General features: G+C 66.5%; 18 protein-coding genes, 1 tRNA gene and 1 pseudogene. 6 read left to right on the top strand and 14 right to left on the bottom strand.

The window, feature by feature from the left end; translation table 11 throughout:
* The 4 genes and pseudogenes from GJ693_RS16820 to msrA all read left to right on the top strand — a co-directional run.
* A pseudogene (locus tag GJ693_RS16820) lies at nt 1-431 on the top strand (DUF3089 domain-containing protein); the annotation flags it as partial.
* Complete coding sequence (locus tag GJ693_RS06780; RefSeq protein ID WP_156255564.1) at nt 424-903, top strand: VOC family protein; 480 nt, start codon at nt 424-426, stop codon at nt 901-903. The pseudogene GJ693_RS16820 and the gene GJ693_RS06780, both read left to right, overlap by 8 nt.
* Before the next feature lie 52 nt (nt 904-955).
* Nucleotides 956-1,447 carry a peptide-methionine (R)-S-oxide reductase MsrB gene (msrB, locus tag GJ693_RS06775; RefSeq protein WP_156255563.1) on the top strand — a complete coding sequence of 164 codons (492 nt, stop codon included), beginning with the start codon at nt 956-958 and terminating at the stop codon, nt 1,445-1,447.
* A complete protein-coding gene (msrA, locus tag GJ693_RS06770) occupies nt 1,444-2,100 on the top strand; it encodes a peptide-methionine (S)-S-oxide reductase MsrA (RefSeq protein WP_156255562.1) in 657 nt (218 codons plus the stop codon). The genes msrB and msrA overlap by 4 nt, the downstream gene beginning before the upstream one ends.
* Nucleotides 2,101-2,300: 200 nt before the next feature.
* Here msrA and GJ693_RS06765 read toward each other — a convergent pair whose 3' ends face one another.
* The 11 genes from GJ693_RS06765 to glmM form a co-directional block, all read right to left on the bottom strand.
* The gene (locus GJ693_RS06765) at nt 2,301-3,746 is read right to left on the bottom strand and encodes an NAD(P)(+) transhydrogenase (Re/Si-specific) subunit beta (protein ID WP_156255561.1); all 1,446 of its coding nucleotides are present in this window, start codon (nt 3,744-3,746) and stop codon (nt 2,301-2,303) included.
* 16 nt (nt 3,747-3,762) lie between these two features.
* Complete coding sequence (locus tag GJ693_RS06760) at nt 3,763-4,074, bottom strand: proton-translocating transhydrogenase family protein (RefSeq protein ID WP_156255560.1); 312 nt, start codon at nt 4,072-4,074, stop codon at nt 3,763-3,765.
* Between the two features lie 11 nt (nt 4,075-4,085).
* Nucleotides 4,086-5,213 (bottom strand): NAD(P) transhydrogenase subunit alpha, encoded by a 1,128-nt coding sequence (locus GJ693_RS06755; RefSeq protein ID WP_156255559.1) that lies wholly within the window; start codon nt 5,211-5,213, stop codon nt 4,086-4,088.
* A 26-nt stretch (nt 5,214-5,239) separates the two neighbouring features.
* Entirely contained in the window at nt 5,240-5,365 is a 126-nt protein-coding gene (locus GJ693_RS06750) for an aa3-type cytochrome c oxidase subunit IV (protein WP_156255558.1), read from the bottom strand.
* Nucleotides 5,366-5,470: 105 nt separating this feature from the next.
* Nucleotides 5,471-6,460, bottom strand: a complete 990-nt coding sequence (gene folP / locus GJ693_RS06745) for a dihydropteroate synthase (protein ID WP_156255557.1) — start codon at nt 6,458-6,460, stop codon at nt 5,471-5,473.
* On the bottom strand, nt 6,454-8,499 hold the full coding sequence (locus GJ693_RS06740; protein WP_156255556.1) for a M13 family metallopeptidase: 2,046 nt from the start codon (nt 8,497-8,499) through the stop codon (nt 6,454-6,456). The genes folP and GJ693_RS06740 overlap by 7 nt, the downstream gene beginning before the upstream one ends.
* 86 nt (nt 8,500-8,585) lie before the next feature.
* Nucleotides 8,586-9,749, bottom strand: a complete 1,164-nt coding sequence (locus tag GJ693_RS06735) for a site-specific DNA-methyltransferase (RefSeq protein ID WP_328598824.1) — start codon at nt 9,747-9,749, stop codon at nt 8,586-8,588.
* A gap of 183 nt (nt 9,750-9,932) precedes the next feature.
* Nucleotides 9,933-10,523 carry a ribonuclease HII gene (locus GJ693_RS06730; protein WP_156255555.1) on the bottom strand — a complete coding sequence of 197 codons (591 nt, stop codon included), beginning with the start codon at nt 10,521-10,523 and terminating at the stop codon, nt 9,933-9,935.
* A complete protein-coding gene (thiD, locus tag GJ693_RS06725; RefSeq protein ID WP_156255554.1) occupies nt 10,511-11,692 on the bottom strand; it encodes a bifunctional hydroxymethylpyrimidine kinase/phosphomethylpyrimidine kinase in 1,182 nt (393 codons plus the stop codon). Before thiD ends, GJ693_RS06730 begins: the two co-directional genes overlap by 13 nt.
* Nucleotides 11,682-11,909, bottom strand: coding sequence for a DUF1272 domain-containing protein (locus tag GJ693_RS06720; RefSeq protein WP_156255553.1), 228 nt, complete (start codon nt 11,907-11,909; stop codon nt 11,682-11,684). The genes thiD and GJ693_RS06720 overlap by 11 nt, the downstream gene beginning before the upstream one ends.
* On the bottom strand, nt 11,909-13,261 hold the full coding sequence (glmM, locus tag GJ693_RS06715) for a phosphoglucosamine mutase (RefSeq protein ID WP_156255552.1): 1,353 nt from the start codon (nt 13,259-13,261) through the stop codon (nt 11,909-11,911). The genes GJ693_RS06720 and glmM overlap by 1 nt, the downstream gene beginning before the upstream one ends.
* Nucleotides 13,262-13,400: 139 nt before the next feature.
* Between glmM and GJ693_RS06710 the strand changes: the two genes are divergently transcribed.
* Nucleotides 13,401-14,006: a bifunctional transcriptional activator/DNA repair enzyme AdaA gene (locus GJ693_RS06710; protein WP_156255551.1), complete on the top strand. Its 606-nt coding sequence runs from the start codon at nt 13,401-13,403 to the stop codon at nt 14,004-14,006.
* 33 nt (nt 14,007-14,039) lie between these two features.
* Nucleotides 14,040-14,129: transfer RNA gene (locus GJ693_RS06705), tRNA-Ser, on the top strand.
* 5 nt (nt 14,130-14,134) lie between these two features.
* Here the strand turns inward: GJ693_RS06705 and GJ693_RS06700 are convergent.
* The 3 genes from GJ693_RS06700 to GJ693_RS06690 form a co-directional block, all read right to left on the bottom strand.
* Entirely contained in the window at nt 14,135-15,706 is a 1,572-nt protein-coding gene (locus tag GJ693_RS06700) for an amidase (RefSeq protein WP_197042012.1), read from the bottom strand.
* 65 nt (nt 15,707-15,771) lie between these two features.
* A complete protein-coding gene (locus GJ693_RS06695) occupies nt 15,772-17,352 on the bottom strand; it encodes an MBL fold metallo-hydrolase RNA specificity domain-containing protein (RefSeq protein WP_156255550.1) in 1,581 nt (526 codons plus the stop codon).
* The gene (locus GJ693_RS06690) at nt 17,349-18,176 is read right to left on the bottom strand and encodes a L,D-transpeptidase family protein (RefSeq protein ID WP_156255549.1); all 828 of its coding nucleotides are present in this window, start codon (nt 18,174-18,176) and stop codon (nt 17,349-17,351) included. The genes GJ693_RS06695 and GJ693_RS06690 overlap by 4 nt, the downstream gene beginning before the upstream one ends.
* Nucleotides 18,177-18,423: the final 247 nt, after the last annotated feature.

The following is an 18,423-nucleotide window of genomic DNA, read 5'->3' as shown; positions in this document are numbered from 1 at the left end:
CCGCCAGCCTGTTCGGCCGCCCGCCCGCCGGCAGCCCGGCCGGGATGGCCGTGGCCTGCACCAACCCGGCGGCGCTGGCCGGTGGCCGCGTCACGCTGCGCCCGTTGATGGTCAGTGGCACCGCCATCGTCGCAAATGGCGCGCCGGCGCCACGCTGGGCAAAGGGCCGCAACATCTACACGCCCTTCGTCGCCCTGCCCGGCCTGCTCAGCGGCGAATGCATGGCCCGTGACAATGCCAATGTCCTGTCTGTCGCCGTCAACGCCGATCCCGCCGATGCCCGCACCGATACGATCAATGGCGACGTCGTGGTGGGCGGCCAGGTGGTCGAGGCCTGGGGCCTGCACCTGATCGACATGCAGGTGGTGATGGAGGATCTGGTCGATCTGGCCAAATCGCAGGGCGCGGCCTGGCAGAAACGAAATGGCTGAGACCATGGGCGCGTTCCTCGGAGCCAAGGCCCGCACCTGCTTCTGGATGCCCGGCAATGGCGAGGAGGCGGTTGTCTTCTGGACCAGCCTGCTGCCCGACAGCGGCATCGACGGCGTGGTGGAGAAGGACGGCCAGGCGCTGATCATCGAGTTCACTCTGGCCGGTGCGCCAATGATGGTGTTGAACGCCCACGGTGGGCCGCCGCCCAACCATGCCGCTTCGATCAGCGTGCTCACCGATGATCAGGCCGAAACCGATCGGCTGTGGGCCGCCTTGCTGGCCGATGGCGGCGCCGAAGTCGCCTGTGGCTGGATCAGCGATCGCTTTGGCGTGTCATGGCAGATCGTCCCGCGCCAGATGCCGGCGATGCTGGCCAGCCCCGATACGGCCGCCGCCGCGCGCGCCTTTGCCGCCATGCAGGGCATGATCAAGCTCGACCTCGCAGCACTGGAAGCCGCCTTCGCCGGCTGAGTGCGGCATTGCCGCCAGTAACGGTTCAGCTTGCCCGTGCGTATAGGAAGGCATGACCACACGACGCACCCTGCTTGGCCTGTTGGCCGCCCTGCCCGCCGCCACTCTGTTTGGCACCGCCGCCGCATCGGCCGCCACTGGTCGTTTCACCGTCAGCTTCACACCCGAAGAATGGAAGCGCCGCCTCGGCAAGAATGCCTATGCCGTGCTGCGCGAGGAGGCGACGGAACGCCCATTCACCTCGCCGCTCAACAGCGAACATCGCACCGGCATGTTCGTCTGCCGCGGCTGCGCGCTGCCGCTGTTCAGCTCGGCCCACAAGTTCGACAGCGGCACCGGCTGGCCCAGCTTCTGGCAGCCGATCAACAAGACCGCGATCGGCACCACGGTGGACAAGAGCTTCTTCATGGTGCGCACCGAAGTGCACTGCAACCGCTGCGGCGGCCACCAGGGCCATGTCTTCGATGACGGGCCCAAGCCGACCGGCCTGCGCTATTGCATCAATGGCCTGGCGCTCAGCTTCGTTCCGGGAAAAGCCGCATGAAACGCCTTCTGCTTGCTCTCGCCATCCTCGCCACTCCGGCCTGTTCGGCCGAGCGCATGGTGCTCGCCCCCGCTCCCGCCATCGATGCCCCGCTGGCCAAGGCGCCGCTGCAGAAGGCCGTCTTTGCCGGCGGCTGCTTCTGGGGCATCGAAGGTGTGTTCGAGCGCGTGAAGGGCGTGAAGGCTGCGGTGTCAGGCTATGCCGGCGGCGCGCGCGCCACGGCCGTCTATGAATTGACCGGCACCGGCATGACCGGCCATGCCGAGGCGGTGGAAGTGACCTATGATCCGGCGGTCGTCTCTTACGGCACGCTGCTGCGGGTGTTTTTCTCGGTGGCGACGGATCCCACCCAGCTCAATCGGCAAGGGCCCGATACCGGGCCGCAGTATCGCAATGCACTTTTCCCGCGGACGGCGGAGCAGGAGCGGATTGGCAAGGCCTATGTCGCCCAGCTGGAGAAGGCCGGGGTGTGGAAGCCGAAGATCGTGACGACGTTTGAGGGCAACAGGCCCTTCTATCCGGCCGAGAGCTACCACCAGAATTATCTGCGTGGGCACACCAGCCAGCCCTATATCGCGTTCAACGATATCCCGAAGGTGGAAGGGCTGAAGCGGCTGTTTCCGCAGCTGTGGAGTGACAAGCCGGCGGCGTGATCTGCCCCTTCCCGCGCGGCCGGCGGCGGAGCCGCCGAGTCCGCTGGGGGTGCCGAAAGTAGGAAGAAGGAAGAGCGTGGCGGAGCCACGCCGTCAGACGACACAAAAAAGGGCGGCTGGAGAGCCGCCCTTTTGTGGTCGCTGGCCGTGCTTGCGCGAGTCGGTGAATAGTGCTGCGCACTATTCACGCGCCGCGCTACTCAGTGCCCGCCCCCATTCAGCCCCTTCACGATATTCTCCACCATCTTCTTCGCATCCGCCAACAACATCATCGTGTTGTCCGCATAGAAGACCGGATTGTCCACGCCGGCATAGCCGACGCCGCCCATCGAGCGCTTCACGAACAGCACGGTCTTGGCCTTCTCCACGTCCAGGATCGGCATCCCATAGATGGGTGACGTCTTGTCGGTCTTCGCAAGGGGATTGGTGACGTCGTTGGCGCCGATGACGAATGCGACGTCGCACTGGCCGAACTCACTGTTGATGTCTTCCAGCTCGAACACCTCGTCGTACGGCACATTGGCTTCGGCGAGCAGCACGTTCATGTGGCCGGGCATGCGGCCGGCGACCGGGTGGATGGCGTATTTGACGGAAACGCCTTCCTTCTTCAGCAGGTCGCCCATTTCGCGCAGCGCGTGCTGGGCCTGCGAAACCGCCATGCCGTAACCGGGCACGATGATGACGCTTTCGGCGTTCTGCATGATGAAGGCGGCATCGTCGGCCGAGCCGGCCTTGTAAGCCTTCTGGATCGCTGCGCCCTTCTCGCCGCCACCGCCGCCGGAATCAGCGCCAAAGCCCCCGGCGATGACGCTGATGAAGCTGCGGTTCATCGCCTTGCACATGATGTAGGAGAGAATCGCACCCGACGAGCCCACCAGCGCGCCGGTGATTATCATCGCGGTGTTCTGCAGGGTGAAACCCATCGCCGCCGCCGCCCAGCCCGAATAGCTGTTCAGCATCGAGATGACGACCGGCATGTCCGCCCCGCCGATCGGGATGATCAGGGTGACACCGATCAGGAAGCTGAGACCCAGGATGATCCACAGCAGCGGGCCCTGGCCGGCGGCCGCAGCGGCATCCATGGCAAACACGCCGGTGAGCACCAGGATGCCGGCCAGAACGCCCAGGTTGAGGATGTGGCGGCCCGGCAGCAGGATCGGTGCGCCCGACATGCGGCCCGAAAGCTTGAGGAAGGCGATGATCGAGCCGGAGAAGGTGATGGCGCCGATGGCCACGCCCAGGCCCATTTCCACACGCGACACGGCGAGGATGGCGCCGGCACTGTCAACGATGCCGAAGGCAGCCGGGTTGAGATAGGCGGCGCAACCGACCAGCACCGCGGCCATGCCGACCAGGCTGTGGAAGCCGGCAACAAGCTCGGGCATCGCCGTCATCTGGATGCGCTGGGCGATCACCCAGCCAATGCCGCCGCCGATGGCGATGGCGCCGATGATCAGCGGCAGGCCGGTCGGGTGCAGGGCCAGCGTGGTGCCGACCGCGATCAACATGCCGATCATGCCATTGCGGTTGCCCGCCTGCGAGCTTTCCGGCGACGACAGCCCGCGCAGGGCGAGGATGAAGAGCACACCGGCGACGAGATAGGCCAAGACGGCCCAGGCCGGGGTGGCAGCGACTGCATGTTCCATAGTGGTGCCCCTGCCCTTACTTCGAAGCCGCCGGCTTCTTGTCTTTTTTCTTGTACATGGCGAGCATGCGGCGCGTGACGGCAAAGCCGCCGAAGATGTTGACGCTGGCCAGCACGACCCCGATCAGGCCGAGCCACATCGACAGGCCGCCGCCTTCGGTGATGGCACCGGCCGCCGCCGCAATCAGCGCGCCGACGATGATGACGGACGAAATGGCGTTGGTGACGGCCATCAGCGGCGTGTGCAGCGCCGGGGTCACCGACCACACGACATAATAGCCGACGAACACCGCCAGCACGAAGATCGACAGGATCGACAGGAAATCCATGGCGTGTCCCCTTAACCCAGCAGCCGTTCGTGGACGATCTTGCCGCCCTCGGTCAGCTTGATGCCCTTCACGATGTCATCATCGGCGGGCCACACGGCGGCTTTCGCCTCCTTGTCCCAGAAGGCGTTGATCATGTTGTAGAGATTGCGGCTGTAGAGCGCGCTGGCATCGGGGGCCATGCGGCTGGCAGGATTGGAATGGCCAATGATCTTGACGCCGTGGCGCTCCACGACCTGGCCGGCCACCGCGCCTTCGACATTGCCGCCGCTGTCAACCGCCAGGTCGACGATCACGCTGCCCGGCCGCATCGAGGCCACCTGGGCATCGGTGATCAGGCGTGGGGCGGGCCGGCCGGGGATCAGCGCGGTGGTGATGACGATATCCTGCTTGGCGATGTGGCTGGAGACCAGCTCGGCCTGCGCCGCCTTGTACTCATCGCTCATTTCGGTGGCATAGCCGCCGGCGCCTTCACCCGAAATGCCCGCCACCTTCTCGACGAAGATCGCCTTGGCACCCAGCGATTCAATCTGTTCCTTGGTGGCCGAACGCACGTCGGTGGCGCTGACCACGCCGCCCAGGCGGCGCGCGGTGGCGATGGCCTGCAGGCCGGCGACGCCCACACCCATGATGAACACGCGCGCGGCGCTGATCGTGCCGGCGGCCGTCATCATCATCGGGAAGGCGCGGCCATAGGCTTCGCCGGCGTCGATCACTGCCTTGTAGCCGGCGAGGTTGGACTGCGACGACAGCACGTCCATCGACTGGGCGCGCGTGGTGCGCGGCATGAACTCCATCGCATAGGCGTTGAGGCCGGCCGCGGCATAGCCCTCGATCTTGGCGCGATCGTTGAACGGCGAGAGGATGGCGGCGATGATCGTGCCGGCCTTGATGCCGGGCAGATCCGCCACCGCCGGGCCCTGCACGCCCAGCACCATGTCCGCCCCCGCGATCACATCGGCGCGGGCGGCGACGGTGGCTCCGGCGCCCTGGTAATCGGCATCGCTGATGCGTGCGCCGGCGCCCGCACCGCTTTCCACCGACACGGCGGCGCCCAGCGCGATCAGCTTCTTCACCGTTTCCGGCGTGGCAGCCACGCGTTGTTCGGTGGCGGCAATTTCCTTCAGCACCGCGATTTTCATGGTTCAGCCCCCAAATGCGCTGCCGTTCAGGCCACGAACAGCTTCAGCGCCACCAGCACCAGCACCACGAAGATGGTCCCCCACTTGGCAAAGCCAAGGAAGCTCTCATAGGTCGAACGGTGAGCGTTGTCCGGTTGATCATTGCTGGCCATGACAGGCGAAACCCTCAAAAATTGCGTGTCAGCACCCTGCTGCGGCAGCGCGCACAGCGTGCCTGTTAGCAGAGTCGGCGCGGCTGTGAAGGGGCAAATGGCCGTTCAGGCGTTGGCCACGCGGCAGGCTCGCCAAACCGCGAGGGCCTGTGCCGTCTCCGCCACGTCGTGGACCCGCACGATCTGCACGCCGGCCTCGGCCCCGGCCAGCGCCAGCGCCAGGCTGCCGGGCAAGCGCTGTTCGACCGGCACATCTCCAGCAAGCTTGGAAATCAAGGACTTGCGGCTGGCGCCGAGCAGGATCGGGACGCCAAGGCCGTGCAGCAGGGTGAGGCCCCACAACAGGGCCAGATTATGCGCCAGCCCCTTGCCAAAGCCGATACCGGGATCAGCGATGACCGCATCGGGGGCGATGCCGGCGGCGACGGCTGCGGCAATCCGCCCCTCCAGCCAGTCGAACACGTCGAGCAGCACATTGTCATAGTGCGGCGCGATCTGCATGGTTTCGGGCGTGCCCTGGTGGTGCATAAGGATCACCGGGCAGCCGCGTGCTGCGACCAGCGCCATGGCGTCGGGATCATGCCCCAACGCGCTGACATCATTGACGATCATTGCCCCGGCAGCGAGCGCTGCTTCCATCACCGCGGCCTTGCGGGTGTCGATGGAGACCGGCAGGCCAGCCAACCCGCCCCACAGCGGCGCCAGGCGGGCCAGTTCGTCCCCCACCGGCAGTTCCGGCGCACCCGGCCGGGTGGATTCGGCGCCGACATCGATGATCGCCGCGCCCGCCGCGTGCATCGCATGGGCGGCGGCGATGGCAGCAGCGGGCGCATCATGGCGGCCGCCATCGGAAAAACTGTCGGGCGTGACGTTGATGATGCCCATCACCAGCGGCATCGGCGGCGCGAACCGGGCCAGCAGCGGGCGCGGTGCGGTCAGCCGCGCCTGCCAGTCCGCCGGCAGCGCGTCGGCATCCACGAAACCCTCGCTGCCGGCGCGTGTCAGCACCTCGGCGCGGGCAAAGGAAAAGGGGCCGCCGGCCAGCGGCAGCCCCTCACCTTCGGTCAGTATCGGGCGAAAATAGCGTCTTACCACACCTTGATCCGCTGTTCCGGCGCCAGGTAGAATTTGTCGCCCGGCTTCACATTGAACGCGGCATACCAGCTGTCGAGGTTGCGCACGACATAGGGCCGGAAATTGCCCGGCGAGTGCGGATCGACCGTGAGCAGCTGGTTGAGCAGCGGCTCGCGATATTTCTGGCGCCACACCTGGCCAAAGCCGAGGAAGAAGCGCTGCTCGCCAGTCCAGCCATCGATGATCGGGGCCGGCTTGCCGTTCAGGCTGCGCTTGTAAGCGTCAAAGGCGATGTTGACGCCGGCCAGATCGGCCATGTTCTCGCCCAGGGTCAGCTCGCCGTTGATCTTCTTGCCCGGCAGCGGTTCGTAGGCGCCATATTGCGCCACCACCTTGTCGGTCAGCGCCTTGAAGCGGGTTTCGTCCTCCTTCGTCCACCAGTCCGACAGCTTGCCGTCCTTGTCGAACTTGCGGCCCTGGTCGTCGAAATGGTGGGTGATTTCGTGGCCGATCACCGCGCCGATGCCGCCATAATTCACCGCATCGTCGGCATTGGGATCAAAGAACGGCGCCTGCAGGATGGCGGCCGGGAACACGATCTCGTTCCACAGCGGATTGGCATAGGCGTTCACCGTCATCGGGGTCATGCCCCATTCGCTCTTGTCGATCGGCTTGCCGATCTTGGCGAGCTGGCGGTCATATTCGAAGCGGGCGGCGCGGGTGGCATTGCCCACCACGTCACCACGCACGATCTGCAGCGCAGAATAATCGCGCCACTTGTCAGGATAACCGATCTTGGGCGTGAAGCTGGCCAGCTTGGCACGGGCGGCATCGCGCGTCTTCGGGTCCATCCAGTCCAGCTTGGCCAGGCGGGCGTCGAGCGCGGCGATGATGTTCTTCACCATGGTGTCGGCCTTGGCCTTGGCAATCGGCGGGAAATAGCGCTGCACATAGAGCGCGCCCACCGCCTCGCCGAGCACAGCCGAGGTCAGGTCCACCGACCGCTTCCAGCGCGGCTGGATCACCGGCTGGCCGGTCAGCACCTTGTCCATGCCGAACTTGGCATCGACGAACGCCTTGGGCAGCAGGCTGGCGTTGCTGGCCAGCGTGTGGACGGCGAGATAATCCTTCCAGACAGTTAAGGGCTCCGACGCGATCAGCGCGGCCGCGCCCTTCACCGCAGACGGCTGGAAGATCACCAGCTGGTTCTGCGCGGCGAGGCCAGTGGCACTGAGGAACGGGCTCCAGTCAAAGCCCGGATAGGTGCCGGCAACGGCGCTGGTGGCCACAGGGTTGTAAAGCTTGTCGACCTGGCGGCTTTCCACCTGCGTCCAGTGGGTGCGGGCGATCTTGACCTCCAGGTCATAAATGGCCGCGGCGCGGGCCGGCACATTGTCGAAACCGGCCAGGGTCAGCAGTTCGGCGATATAGGCCTTGTACTTGGTGCGCGCCTCGATGAAGCGCGGGTTGCTGTCGTCGAGATAATAATCCCGATCTGGCAGGCCGAGGCCGCCCTGGCCGACATAAGCCGCGATCACGTCCGGCGTTTTGAGATCCTGCAGCACCTGCACATTGATCGGGCCATCGAGGCCGTCCCGGGCGGACTCGCCCAGCATCCGGGCCAGCGCCGCCTTGTCGGACAGCGCGGCAATGGCATCGAGGCGCGGTTTGATCGGACTGATCCCCTTCGCCTCGATGGCGGCTTCATCCATGAAGCTGGCGTAGAAATCGCCGACCTTCTGGGCGTTGCTGCCCGGTGCCGCCGGTTGCTTCGCGGCATCTTCGATGATCTGGCGGGTGCGATCCTGGCTCAGGTCGCGCAGCCGGGTGAACATGCCATAATTGGAACGGTCGGCCGGGATTTCCAGATTCTTGAGGTAGGTGCCGCTGGTGAAGGCCATGAAATCGTCGCCGGCCTTCACCGACTTGTCCATGCCCGCCTCGTCAAAGCCGAAGCGGCCGAGCTCGGGCTTGTTGCTGCTGCTCGTCATCGCATCGGCGGCCAGTGCCGGGGTGGCGGCCAGCGCAACCAGGCTGGTGGCAATCAGGAACGCGCGCATCAAACAGTCTCCCACAGAATCGTGTGGGAGTGTGTTATTCAAACTATACGCTGGCCGCAAGGCGGCAGTGAAATGGATGCCAGGCGTCAGACGGTCGCAGCAGTGGCTTGGCGAAACATCTGGCGCCTGGCATCCAACGGCACCAACTGGCCATCGTCGTCCTCGACATGCCAGAAGGTCCAACCATTGCAGCTGGGCAGACCCTGCGCCGCGGCACCCATCTGGTGGATGGATCCCGTGCGCCCGGCCATGTCCAGGCTGCCATCAGCCCGTACGCGCGCACCCACACGCCGGCCCGGACCCCACAGGCGTGTGCCGGGGCGGACAAGGCCGCTCTCCACCAGACTGCCGAACGGGATGCGGGCCTGACCGCGGGTACCTTCACTGATCTTGATGTCGCCGCCGTCGAGCGGCAGCAGATTGTTGATACGCTCATTCGCCACTCGCACATATTTCGCTTCGCGCTCGATCCCGATCCAGCGCCGGCCGAGCAGCTTGGCCACGGCACCGGTGGTGCCGGTGCCGAAAAACGGGTCGAGCACCACGTCGCCGGGGCGCGTGCAGGCCACGAGAATGCGATAGAGCAGCGCTTCCGGCTTCTGGGTCGGATGCGCCTTGGCGCTGCCGTCCTTCAGCCGTTCGCCGCCGGTGCAGATCGGGATCAGCCAGTCCGATCGCATTTGCAGGTCCTCGTTCATGGCCTTCATGGCGTGGTAGTTGAAGCAGTAACGGCTGGATTCGGATTTTGCTGCCCAGATCAGGGTTTCATGCGCGTTGGTGAAACGCGTGCCCTTGAAGTTGGGCATGGGATTGGCCTTGCGCCACACGATGTCGTTGAGGATCCAATAGCCTTCATCCTGCAGCGCGGCGCCGACACGGAAGATGTTGTGATAGGAACCAATGGTCCAGATCGCGCCATCGGGCTTGAGCAGGCGGTGCGCCGCCTTCAGCCAGGCCTTGGTGAAGCGGTCATAGGCTTCCAGGCTGGAGAATTTGTCCCAATCGTCAGTGACGGCATCGACATGGCTGCCATCCGGGCGGGCGAGATCGCCACCCAGCTGCAGATTATAGGGTGGATCGGCGAAGATCAGGTCCACGCTGCCGGCGGGCAGGCTGTTCATCAGTTCGATGCAGTCACCCACCAGGATGCGATCGGTCTCCAGCGACGGTGCACGCGCACGACCGCCCAGGCCGGCATCGGCCAGCAGACGTTCGGAATCACGATGATCACCCTGCCGGAAAGCCTTCATCTCACCACTCCCACGAAACACGTGGGGCCGTGATGAGTCAGACCGGATTCGCGGTCAAGAATCATTTGGAATCAACGAGATTCCCTGATTCGTCACATTTCGGAATCAAAAGGGGAACAACACCATATCTGGAGTCCCGCCGATTTGGGCGGACTCAACCCCTAGTGGTGTCACTCAAAAGACTCACCCCGCCAGTTTCTGCAGAACCGCCCGCGTCAGCACGGACTTCACTGGGGCAAAACTGGCGCGGTGATGCGGGGTCGCGCCAAGCCTGTTCAGCGCCTGTGCGTGCGCGGCGACGCCATAGCCCTGGTTCTGCGCCCAGCCATAGCCGGGGTGAAGGCGATCAAGTTCGGCCATGATCCGGTCGCGCGTCACCTTGGCAATGATGGACGCGGCCGAAATGGCCGGCTCGCAGCCATCACCACCGATGATGGCGGTGGCCGGCCAGCGCCATTTCGGCAAGCGGTTGCCATCGACCAGCACATGCGCGGGCGGCTCACCCAGCGCCTCGACGGCGCGGGTCATCGCCAGCCAGGTCGCCTGCAGGATATTGAGGTGGTCGATTTCCGCCACGCTGGCCTGGCCAACGCCGATCAGGCAATCGCTGGCGTGGAGCGCATGGAACAGCGCCTCGCGCCGCTTCGCACTCAGCTTCTTGCTGTCGTCCAGACCCGGCGGGACGCGTCCGCGCAGGATGACGGCCGCTGCCACCACCGGCCCCGCCCACGGCCCGCGCCCGGCCTCGTCAACGCCGGCGATCAAACCCGCCATGGCGGAAACCGCCGCGCTTCGCCAGCGGCGTAAAGGCAGATGCGGTTGCCGGCCGGGTCCCGCAGCCGGGCCTCGCGCCACAGCCAGTCCTCGTCCTGCGGCAATTGCTCGAACACCAGTCCGGCCGCAATCAGCGCCGCCACCCAGGCATCGAGCCGCAGCGATTCCAGATAGACGGTCGCCCCACCGGCCTGCCCATCGCCCACATGGATCGAGAGCGTCACGCCATTGCCTGCCTCGAAGCGCGCATAGCCATTGTCGGGACTGTCCACGATCAGGCGGAGCCCCAGTTGCCGATAGAAAGCCAGTGACGTCGCATAATCCGTCGCCGGCACGGTGATCTGGTTGAGCACGGGCGCCGGCGCGCTGATGTCGTTGACCACCTGGCCATGGCCCATCGGCCCATGCCCCTGCCCCAGGCCGGGCGCCGAGCGCAGCGCCAACCGCACAAAGGCCCGCGCCCGCTGCACCGCCTCGGGCAAGGCCATCCCCTGCCCCAAGCTGCACGCCAGCGCCGATGACAGCGTGCAGCCGGTGCCGTGACTGCTCTTCGTCTCGATCTTCGCATCGGTAAACGCCAGATGCCCCTGGCGCGTCACCAGCCAGTCGGTGAGTTGATCACCCTCCAGATGTCCGCCCTTGGCCAGCACCGCAGCCCGACTGTTCATCGGACCCGCATTCAACAACTCTTGCGCCGCCAGCAACATGTCGGCGGCGTCTTCCACCTCGGTCTCGGTCAGCGCCACCAGTTCCGGCACATTGGGCGTGATCACGCTCGCCATCGGCAGCAGGCGCTGCATCATCGCCCACACGGCCTCCTCCTCGATCAGCGCCGCGCCGCCCTTGGCGATCATCACAGGATCGAGCACGATCGGCACGTTCACGCCGGCCAGCGCATCGGCGACGGCATTGATCACCGCTTCGTTGCCCAGCATGCCGATCTTGATGGCATCAACGCCGATATCATCGATGCAGGCACGGATTTGCCCGGCCACGATTTCCGGCGGCACACCATGCACCGCGCCGACGCCTTGCGTGTTCTGCACGGTGATCGCCGTCACCGCCGTCATGGCATAGCCGCCCAGCGCGGTGATCGTTTTGATATCGGCCTGGATGCCGGCGCCGCCGCCACTGTCAGACCCGGCAATCGCCAGGATCCTAGCGACCATGCTTGCGCTCCACCGACGCCGGATATTTCGCCAGCGCCGCCCCCACCCGCAGCGGACGCGGCTGCAGATCACCGCCGCAATTGGGGCACACACCGGCCAGCGCCCCGGTCTTGCAGGCGGTGCAGAAAGTGCATTCGAACGAGCAGATATGTGCGCCGGGCAAATCGGCCGGCAGATCAGCGCCGCAGCGCTCGCAATCGGGACGAAGCGCCAGCATCAGGCCGCCGCCGCGGCCACCGCCGCACAGATATCATCAACCACGCGGCCAACCAGCGTCTTGTCCTCGCCCTCGGCCATCACCCGGATCAGCGGCTCGGTACCGCTCTTGCGGATCAGCAGTCGCCCCTGCCCGGCGAGCCTCGCCTCGGCCTCGGCAATCGCCGCCTTCACCGCATCGGCCTCCAGCGGCGCGCCGCCCTTGAAGCGCACATTCTTGAGCAGCTGCGGCAGTGGATCGAAAAGGTGAAGCAACTCGCTCGCCGGCTTGCCCGAACCGACCAGCGCCGCCAGCACCTGCAGCGCCGCCACAAGCCCATCGCCAGTGGTGGCATGATCCGACAGGATGATGTGCCCCGATTGCTCGCCGCCGACATTGCAGCCGGCCTGGCGCATCAATTCCAGCACGTGCCGGTCCCCCACCGCAGCGCGGTGCAGGGCGATGCCCTTGCTCTCCAGGAACCGCTCCAGCCCCAGATTGGACATCACGGTCGCCACCAGCGCACCGCCTTTCAGCGTGCCGGCCTCGGCCGCCCGCGAGGCAATCAGCGCCATCAACTGGTCGCCATCCACCACCTGGCCACGTTCATCGACCACGATCAGCCGATCGGCATCGCCATCCAGCGCGATGCCGATATCGGCGCCGCTTTCCAGCACTTTCAATTGCAATGCCTTGGGGTGGGTGGATCCGACCTTGTCGTTCACGTTGAAACCGTCGGGCGCGACGCCGATGGCGATCACCTCCGCGCCCAGTTCCCACAGCGCCGCTGGCGCCACCTTGTAGGCGGCACCATGCGCGCAATCGATGACGATCTTCAGCCCATCGAGGCGCAGATGTTCCGGAAAGGTGGCCTTGGCAAAATGGATATAGCGCCCCTGCGCGTCGTCGATGCGCCGTGCCCGGCCGATGGCCTTGGGCTCGGCCAGCGGGATTTCCTCCTCCAGCAGCGCCTCGATCGCAGCTTCGTCGGCATCCGACAATTTATAGCCATCAGGGCCGAACAGCTTGATCCCGTTATCGTGAAACGGGTTGTGGCTGGCAGAGATCATCACGCCCAGATCGGCCCGCATCGAGCGCGTGAGCATCGCCACCGCCGGGGTCGGCATCGGGCCCAAGAGCGTCACGTCCATGCCGACGCTGGTGAAACCGGCAACCAGCGCCGATTCCATCATGTAGCCGGAAAGCCGCGTGTCCTTGCCGATCACCACCCGGTGGGTATGGAGCCCGCGCAGAAAATGCCGGCCGGCGGCCTGGCCCAGTTTCAGGGCGATGGCGGCGGTCATCGGCGGCGTGTTGGTCAAGCCGCGAATGCCATCGGTGCCGAAATAGCGGCGAGTCTGCTTGGCTGTCATGCGCTGGTTCTAGCCTGTGGCGCCTGGCTTTGAAAGGATACGTGGTTGGCTTGCTGTCACCAAGGTCACTGGCGGAAATCGGCCATCGTCTTCACCTGGCCTCTGGCCGTGCGCGCGTCGGGGGCGTAATCTAGAGTCCATGCACGCGCCTGTCTCTCCCGCCATTCACGGCCTCGACTTCGACACGATGAACGCGGCGCGGTTTGCCCGCGACCCGGCCTATGACGGGCTGTTCTTCATCGCGGTCAAGACCACCGGCATCTATTGCCGTCCGGTCTGCCGGGTGCGCCAGCCCCTCACCCGCAACATCAATTTCTTCCCCAGCGCCGCCGCCGCCGAACGCGCCGGCTATCGCCCCTGCCTCAAGTGCCGGCCTGAAAGCGCCCCCTTCTGCCCGGCCTGGAACGGCACCAAGACGACGGTCGAACGCGCCTTGAAGCTGATCGACGACGGCGCCCTTGATGGCGAAGGCACGGTCGAGCAACTGGCGGAACGCTGCGGCATCGGCGCCCGCCACCTCACCCGCCTGTTCCGCCAGCATCTCGGCGCCTCCCCCATCGAAGTGGCGCAGACCCGCCGCGTCCAGCGCGCCATGCAGATGATCGCGCACACGCAATTACCAATGACCGAGATCGCGCTGGCCTCCGGCTTCGCCTCGCTGCGCCGTTTCAACGAGGTCATCGCCGCCCGCTACGGCCGCAGCCCGTCCGACCTGCGCAAGGTCCGCCCGCACAACGTCACTTGACCACCCGCCCTCCAAACCACTAGGCCCGGCCCCGGACAGATGGCCGAGTGGTTTAAGGCAGCGGTCTTGAAAACCGCCGTGGGGGAAACCTCACCGTGGGTTCGAATCCCACTCTGTCCGCCAACACCTCACCGCAAAGGCGGCGTCGAGGCCGGCGGGTGGCGGTGGCGGGTGGCCTGTTCGTAGGCGTGGGCATAACCGATCAGCGCCGCATCGGCCCAGGGCCGGCCGAAGAAAGTGATGCCGATCGGCAGCAGGCCGCCGCGGCTGTGGCCCATGGGCATGTTCACCGCCGGAAAGCCGGTGAGCGGCGCGAAGATTTGGCTGTTGTCGCCGCCCGGTGTGTTGAGATCACCAATCAGCCGCGGCGGGTTGCTCCAGGTGGGATAGACATAGGCATCCAGCTTCAGCCTGGCCATTGTGCCCAGCACCTGAGCGCGCACCGCCGCGCGCTGCGCATCGTCTTCCTGGCAGGCGGCGGAGCCAGCGCCATTGACGGGCCCCTTCTCGGCATCCTCCAGACGCTTGGCGACCGACGGGTGGAAGCGGCCGGATGCGATGATCGCGGTCAGATCGGCGAGCGGCACCTGGCCCGCCCGTTGAGCCAGGAACCGGTTCAGGTCATGCTTGAACCCCATGCACGGCCCGGCCGGCCCCGGCCGCACCAGCGGGGCATAACCCTCGATCGGCGCCGGATCGACGATGATGGCGCCCTGTCGCCGCAGATCATCGAGCGCGGCCATGAAGATCGCCCGGATTTCCGGATCAGTGGTCTCCCGCTCCCAGGCTTCGCGCAACACACCGATGCGGACACCCTTCAGGCTGGACCGGGCCAGCGTGGCGGCGAGATCCGGCAGCGCGTGGTCGCGGGCAGTGGCGGTGACGGAATCGCGCGGGTCTTCGCCAACGATCACCTGGAAAACCGCGGCCATGTCCGCCACTGAGCGCGCCATCGGCCCGGCGATATCGGCTTTCAGGTTGAGCGGGAACACCCCGGCCCGGCTGGTCAGGCCCATGGTTGAACGGATGCCAGCCAAGCCGGTGTGCGATGAGGGCCCGCGGATAGAATCGCCGGTGTCGCTGCCCAGGCCCACAAGCCCGAAACTCGCCGCAATCGCCGCCGCCGTGCCACCGCTCGATCCCGCCGTCACCCGGTCGAGCGCATAAGGATTTCTCGTGTAACCCGGCAGGATGGAGCTGACCGTTTCCACCGGGCTGAACGCCCATTCCGCCATGTTGGACTTGGCCAGCACGATGGCGCCGGCCGCCTTCACCCGCGCCACCTGGGTGGCGTCGCGTGCGGGCCGATAGCCGGCAAAGGCCAGCGCGCCATTGCTGGTCTGCAGGCCGGCGGTCTCGAAATTGTCCTTCACGATCATCGGCACACAATGCAGCGGGCCGGTGAGGCCGCCAGCGGCAAAGCGCCGATCCAGTTCATCGGCCTCGCGCCGGGCATCGGGGTTGATCATCACGATGGCATTCACCGCCGGGCCGTTCTTGTCATAGGCGGCGATGCGCGCGAGATAGGCATCGACCAGCGCACGGCAGGTCAACTGCCCGCCCCGCATCGCCGCATGCACGCCGGCGATGGTGGCTTCCTCCACCGCAAAGGGCGGCTGCGTTTGGGTCTGGGCCTGCGCGCCGGCACTGGCCAGCAGCACGACAGTTGGCAGCAGCATCCGGCGCGTCGCCTGCATCATCTTCAATTCCCCCTTGATGGCCCCTGCCCTGCGGCCGGCACTGGCCGGCGTCAAGCGGCTGCGGCTCAGCGTCGCCGGGGGCGCTTCTCGTAATCATCGAGGATGCGGCGCATGCGGGCGATGGCCTGCTGGCGGGCATGATCATCCCGGATGGCGGCGAGGCGCTGCTTCAGGCCGCTGGCCAGATCGGCATAGTCGTTCTGCCAGTCGCGGCCCACCGCCTCGCGCTGGCTGCGGGTACCGCGACGGGCACGGCGGGCGGGTTTGCCGGGTTCAAGCCGGAATGCATCGCCCATCTCCGGCGTCACCACTTCGGCGGCCAGCGCGCGGGCTTCGGCCTCGGCCTTCAGGGCGTCCATCGCGCTGGCCTCGCCATGATCGAGAAACAGGGTGCCGGCAATTGGCCCGGCCGCCGCAATCCAGTCGAGCAGCTCGCTCTGGTCGGCATGGGCGGAATAGCTGTCGATGTGGCGGATACGGGCGCGCACCGCGATGTCGCGGCCCGACATGCGCACCCGGCTGGCGCCCTCCAGGATCACCCGGCCCAGTGCACCCTGCGCCTGGAAGCCGACGAACAATATGGTTGAATCCCGGCGCGGCAGATTATGGGCCAGGTGATGGCGGATACGTCCGGCCTCGCACATGCCCGACGCGGCGATGATGATCGCCCCCGACAGCGTGTTCAATCGCATCGATTCCACTGCGCTTTCCACCGTGTGGATGGCCGGATGGGCAAACACGTCGTGGCCGCCGGTGTCTTCCAGCGTGTCGGCATGGCGGCGATAGACCGACGTCACCCGGTTGGCGAGCGGACTGTCGACAAACACCTGCGTCGTGCCGATCGCCCCGGCGCGGGACAGCATGACGATATCGAGCAGCAGCTCCTGCGTGCGCTCCAGCGCAAAGGCCGGGATGACGAGATTGCCGCCTTCCGCCATCGCCGCATTGATCTCGTCGGCAAGGCGGCGGCGGCGTTCATAGAGGTTCACCCGCTCGCGCACCGTGCCGCCGTACGTCGCCTCGCACACCACCGCGTCGAAACCGCGGGCACTGGCGGGATCGGGCAGGAAGGCCTTGTTGTCGGGCCCCAGATCGCCCGAGCACAGCAGGCGCACGCCACCCGCCTCGATCTCCACCGAGGCGGCGCCCAGGATATGGCCGGCGTTCCACAACCGGGCCCGGATGCCAGGTGCGGCCTCGAACCAGTCTTCCAGCGCCACTGGCCGCGCCATCGCGGCGGCGGCCAGCGCATCAGCCTCGGTATAGATCGGCACGAACGGCGTCTCGCCGGCCCGGTCGCGGCGACGATTGCGGCGCTCGGCTTCATATTCGTGGATGCGGCCGCTGTCGGCCAACATGGGATCAAGCAGGTCGACCGTCTGCGGTGTGCACCAGATCGGCCCCTGCCAGCCCAGCGCAGCGAGGCGCGGCAACTGGCCGCTGTGATCGATATGGGCGTGGGTGAGGATGACGGCATCCAGGCCCTGGGTGGCAAAGGGCGGCGGCGCGTGGTTCAGTCCTTCAAGCGTGCGGGAGCCCTGGAACAGGCCGCAATCGATGAGGATGCGGTGACCGCCGGCAACCAGTTCCAGGCAGGATCCGGTCACGGTGCGCGCTGCGCCATGGAAAGTCAGGCTGATGCTCATGGCGAGGCGCAATCATCGCCTGACGAGGCCTCGCCCCTGGGCAGCCGGCGATAGACATCGTCGAACAATCGCAGCGTACCGTCGTCGGCCACTTCGGCGGTGAAATAGCCAACGATCACCGGCACCGGCGCGGCCAGGGCCAGGCGCTGGGTGTCAGGATTGGCGCTGCCCAGCGCCATCAGGCTGTCGCGACTGGCCGGCGGGCCGAATAGCGCGGCGGCGAGACCGAAGGGATCATCGACCCGGATGCAGCCATGGCTGAAGGCGCGCTTCTCGCGCGCGAACAGCTGGCGTGACGGCGTGTCGTGGATGCCAACGCTGTAGGGGTTGCGGAAATCCAGCTTGAGGAGGCCAAGCTGGTTTTCCGGCCCCGGCCGCTGGCGATAACGGTCGCCCTCGCGGACATAGCCCTGCGCCGCCGCCTGTTTGGGGTGGCGCGCCAGCAAGTGGCCAACGCTTTCCGCCACGATGCTGGCCGGCACCTCCCACCACGGGTTGAGGATGACGCCGGTCACTGTGCCGGTGAAGCGCGGCGTCGGGGTTTTCGGCTTGCCGACGATGGCCCGCCAGGTGCCGGTGCGCACTGCGCCGTCATAGAGGCTGATCTCGAAGGCCGGGATGTTGACCAGCAGCCAGCGCCCCGCGGGCAGCGGTTCCAGAGCGGCCCAAGCGGCCAGGCTGGCGGCCACGCTGGCGCGGTCCCTGGTGTCGAGCTTGGTCGTATCGACGGCGGCAAGGCGCTGGGCGGGGGTGGTTGCGGGGGCCGGCGGCGCCTGCGCCAACGCCGTGGCGTGGAGGCCAAAGGCCAGCGCCAATGCCAGCACGGCAGCGGTTGGACGATGATTCAGGGCGGTTTGGCGATGCATCACTGTAATGGCGGTCAGCCTGCCTTATCTTGTCGGCCAATGACTATAGGTGAAACCCCGCTCTCGCGCCGCGCCTTCCTGGGGGCGGCCGCCCTGGCCGCCGCAAGCCCGGCGCTGGCGTCCTTGCCGCAGGCCGCGGCGCCGCATCCCCGGCTGCTCGATGGCGCCCGCGCGGCGCTGGCGAAGCATGGCAGCCAGATCAGCG

Source organism: Sandarakinorhabdus oryzae (genome assembly GCF_009733735.1).
In the GTDB taxonomy this organism is placed as follows: domain Bacteria; phylum Pseudomonadota; class Alphaproteobacteria; order Sphingomonadales; family Sphingomonadaceae; genus Sandarakinorhabdus; species Sandarakinorhabdus oryzae.
The sequence above is the reverse complement of the archived record's forward strand: the minus strand, read 5'-3'. Positions and strand labels throughout refer to the sequence as shown.

What these genes read in the sequence shown, in the direction of transcription:
- glmM (WP_156255552.1), bottom strand. Translation starts at nt 13,261, where the DNA reads ATGACAGCCAAGCAGACTCGCCGCTATTTCGGCACCGATGGCATTCGC.
- GJ693_RS06755 (WP_156255559.1), bottom strand. Translation starts at nt 5,213, where the DNA reads ATGAAAATCGCGGTGCTGAAGGAAATTGCCGCCACCGAACAACGCGTG.
- GJ693_RS06760 (WP_156255560.1), bottom strand. Translation starts at nt 4,074, where the DNA reads ATGGATTTCCTGTCGATCCTGTCGATCTTCGTGCTGGCGGTGTTCGTC.
- msrA (WP_156255562.1), top strand. Translation starts at nt 1,444, where the DNA reads ATGAAACGCCTTCTGCTTGCTCTCGCCATCCTCGCCACTCCGGCCTGT.
- GJ693_RS06710 (WP_156255551.1), top strand. Translation starts at nt 13,401, where the DNA reads ATGCACGCGCCTGTCTCTCCCGCCATTCACGGCCTCGACTTCGACACG.
- msrB (WP_156255563.1), top strand. Translation starts at nt 956, where the DNA reads ATGACCACACGACGCACCCTGCTTGGCCTGTTGGCCGCCCTGCCCGCC.
- GJ693_RS06780 (WP_156255564.1), top strand. Translation starts at nt 424, where the DNA reads ATGGCTGAGACCATGGGCGCGTTCCTCGGAGCCAAGGCCCGCACCTGC.
- GJ693_RS06750 (WP_156255558.1), bottom strand. Translation starts at nt 5,365, where the DNA reads ATGGCCAGCAATGATCAACCGGACAACGCTCACCGTTCGACCTATGAG.
- GJ693_RS06730 (WP_156255555.1), bottom strand. Translation starts at nt 10,523, where the DNA reads ATGGCGGGTTTGATCGCCGGCGTTGACGAGGCCGGGCGCGGGCCGTGG.
- GJ693_RS06700 (WP_197042012.1), bottom strand. Translation starts at nt 15,706, where the DNA reads ATGATGCAGGCGACGCGCCGGATGCTGCTGCCAACTGTCGTGCTGCTG.
- GJ693_RS06740 (WP_156255556.1), bottom strand. Translation starts at nt 8,499, where the DNA reads ATGCGCGCGTTCCTGATTGCCACCAGCCTGGTTGCGCTGGCCGCCACC.
- GJ693_RS06695 (WP_156255550.1), bottom strand. Translation starts at nt 17,352, where the DNA reads ATGAGCATCAGCCTGACTTTCCATGGCGCAGCGCGCACCGTGACCGGA.
- GJ693_RS06765 (WP_156255561.1), bottom strand. Translation starts at nt 3,746, where the DNA reads ATGGAACATGCAGTCGCTGCCACCCCGGCCTGGGCCGTCTTGGCCTAT.
- GJ693_RS06720 (WP_156255553.1), bottom strand. Translation starts at nt 11,909, where the DNA reads ATGCTGGCGCTTCGTCCCGATTGCGAGCGCTGCGGCGCTGATCTGCCG.
- thiD (WP_156255554.1), bottom strand. Translation starts at nt 11,692, where the DNA reads ATGGTCGCTAGGATCCTGGCGATTGCCGGGTCTGACAGTGGCGGCGGC.
- GJ693_RS06735 (WP_328598824.1), bottom strand. Translation starts at nt 9,749, where the DNA reads ATGAAGGCTTTCCGGCAGGGTGATCATCGTGATTCCGAACGTCTGCTG.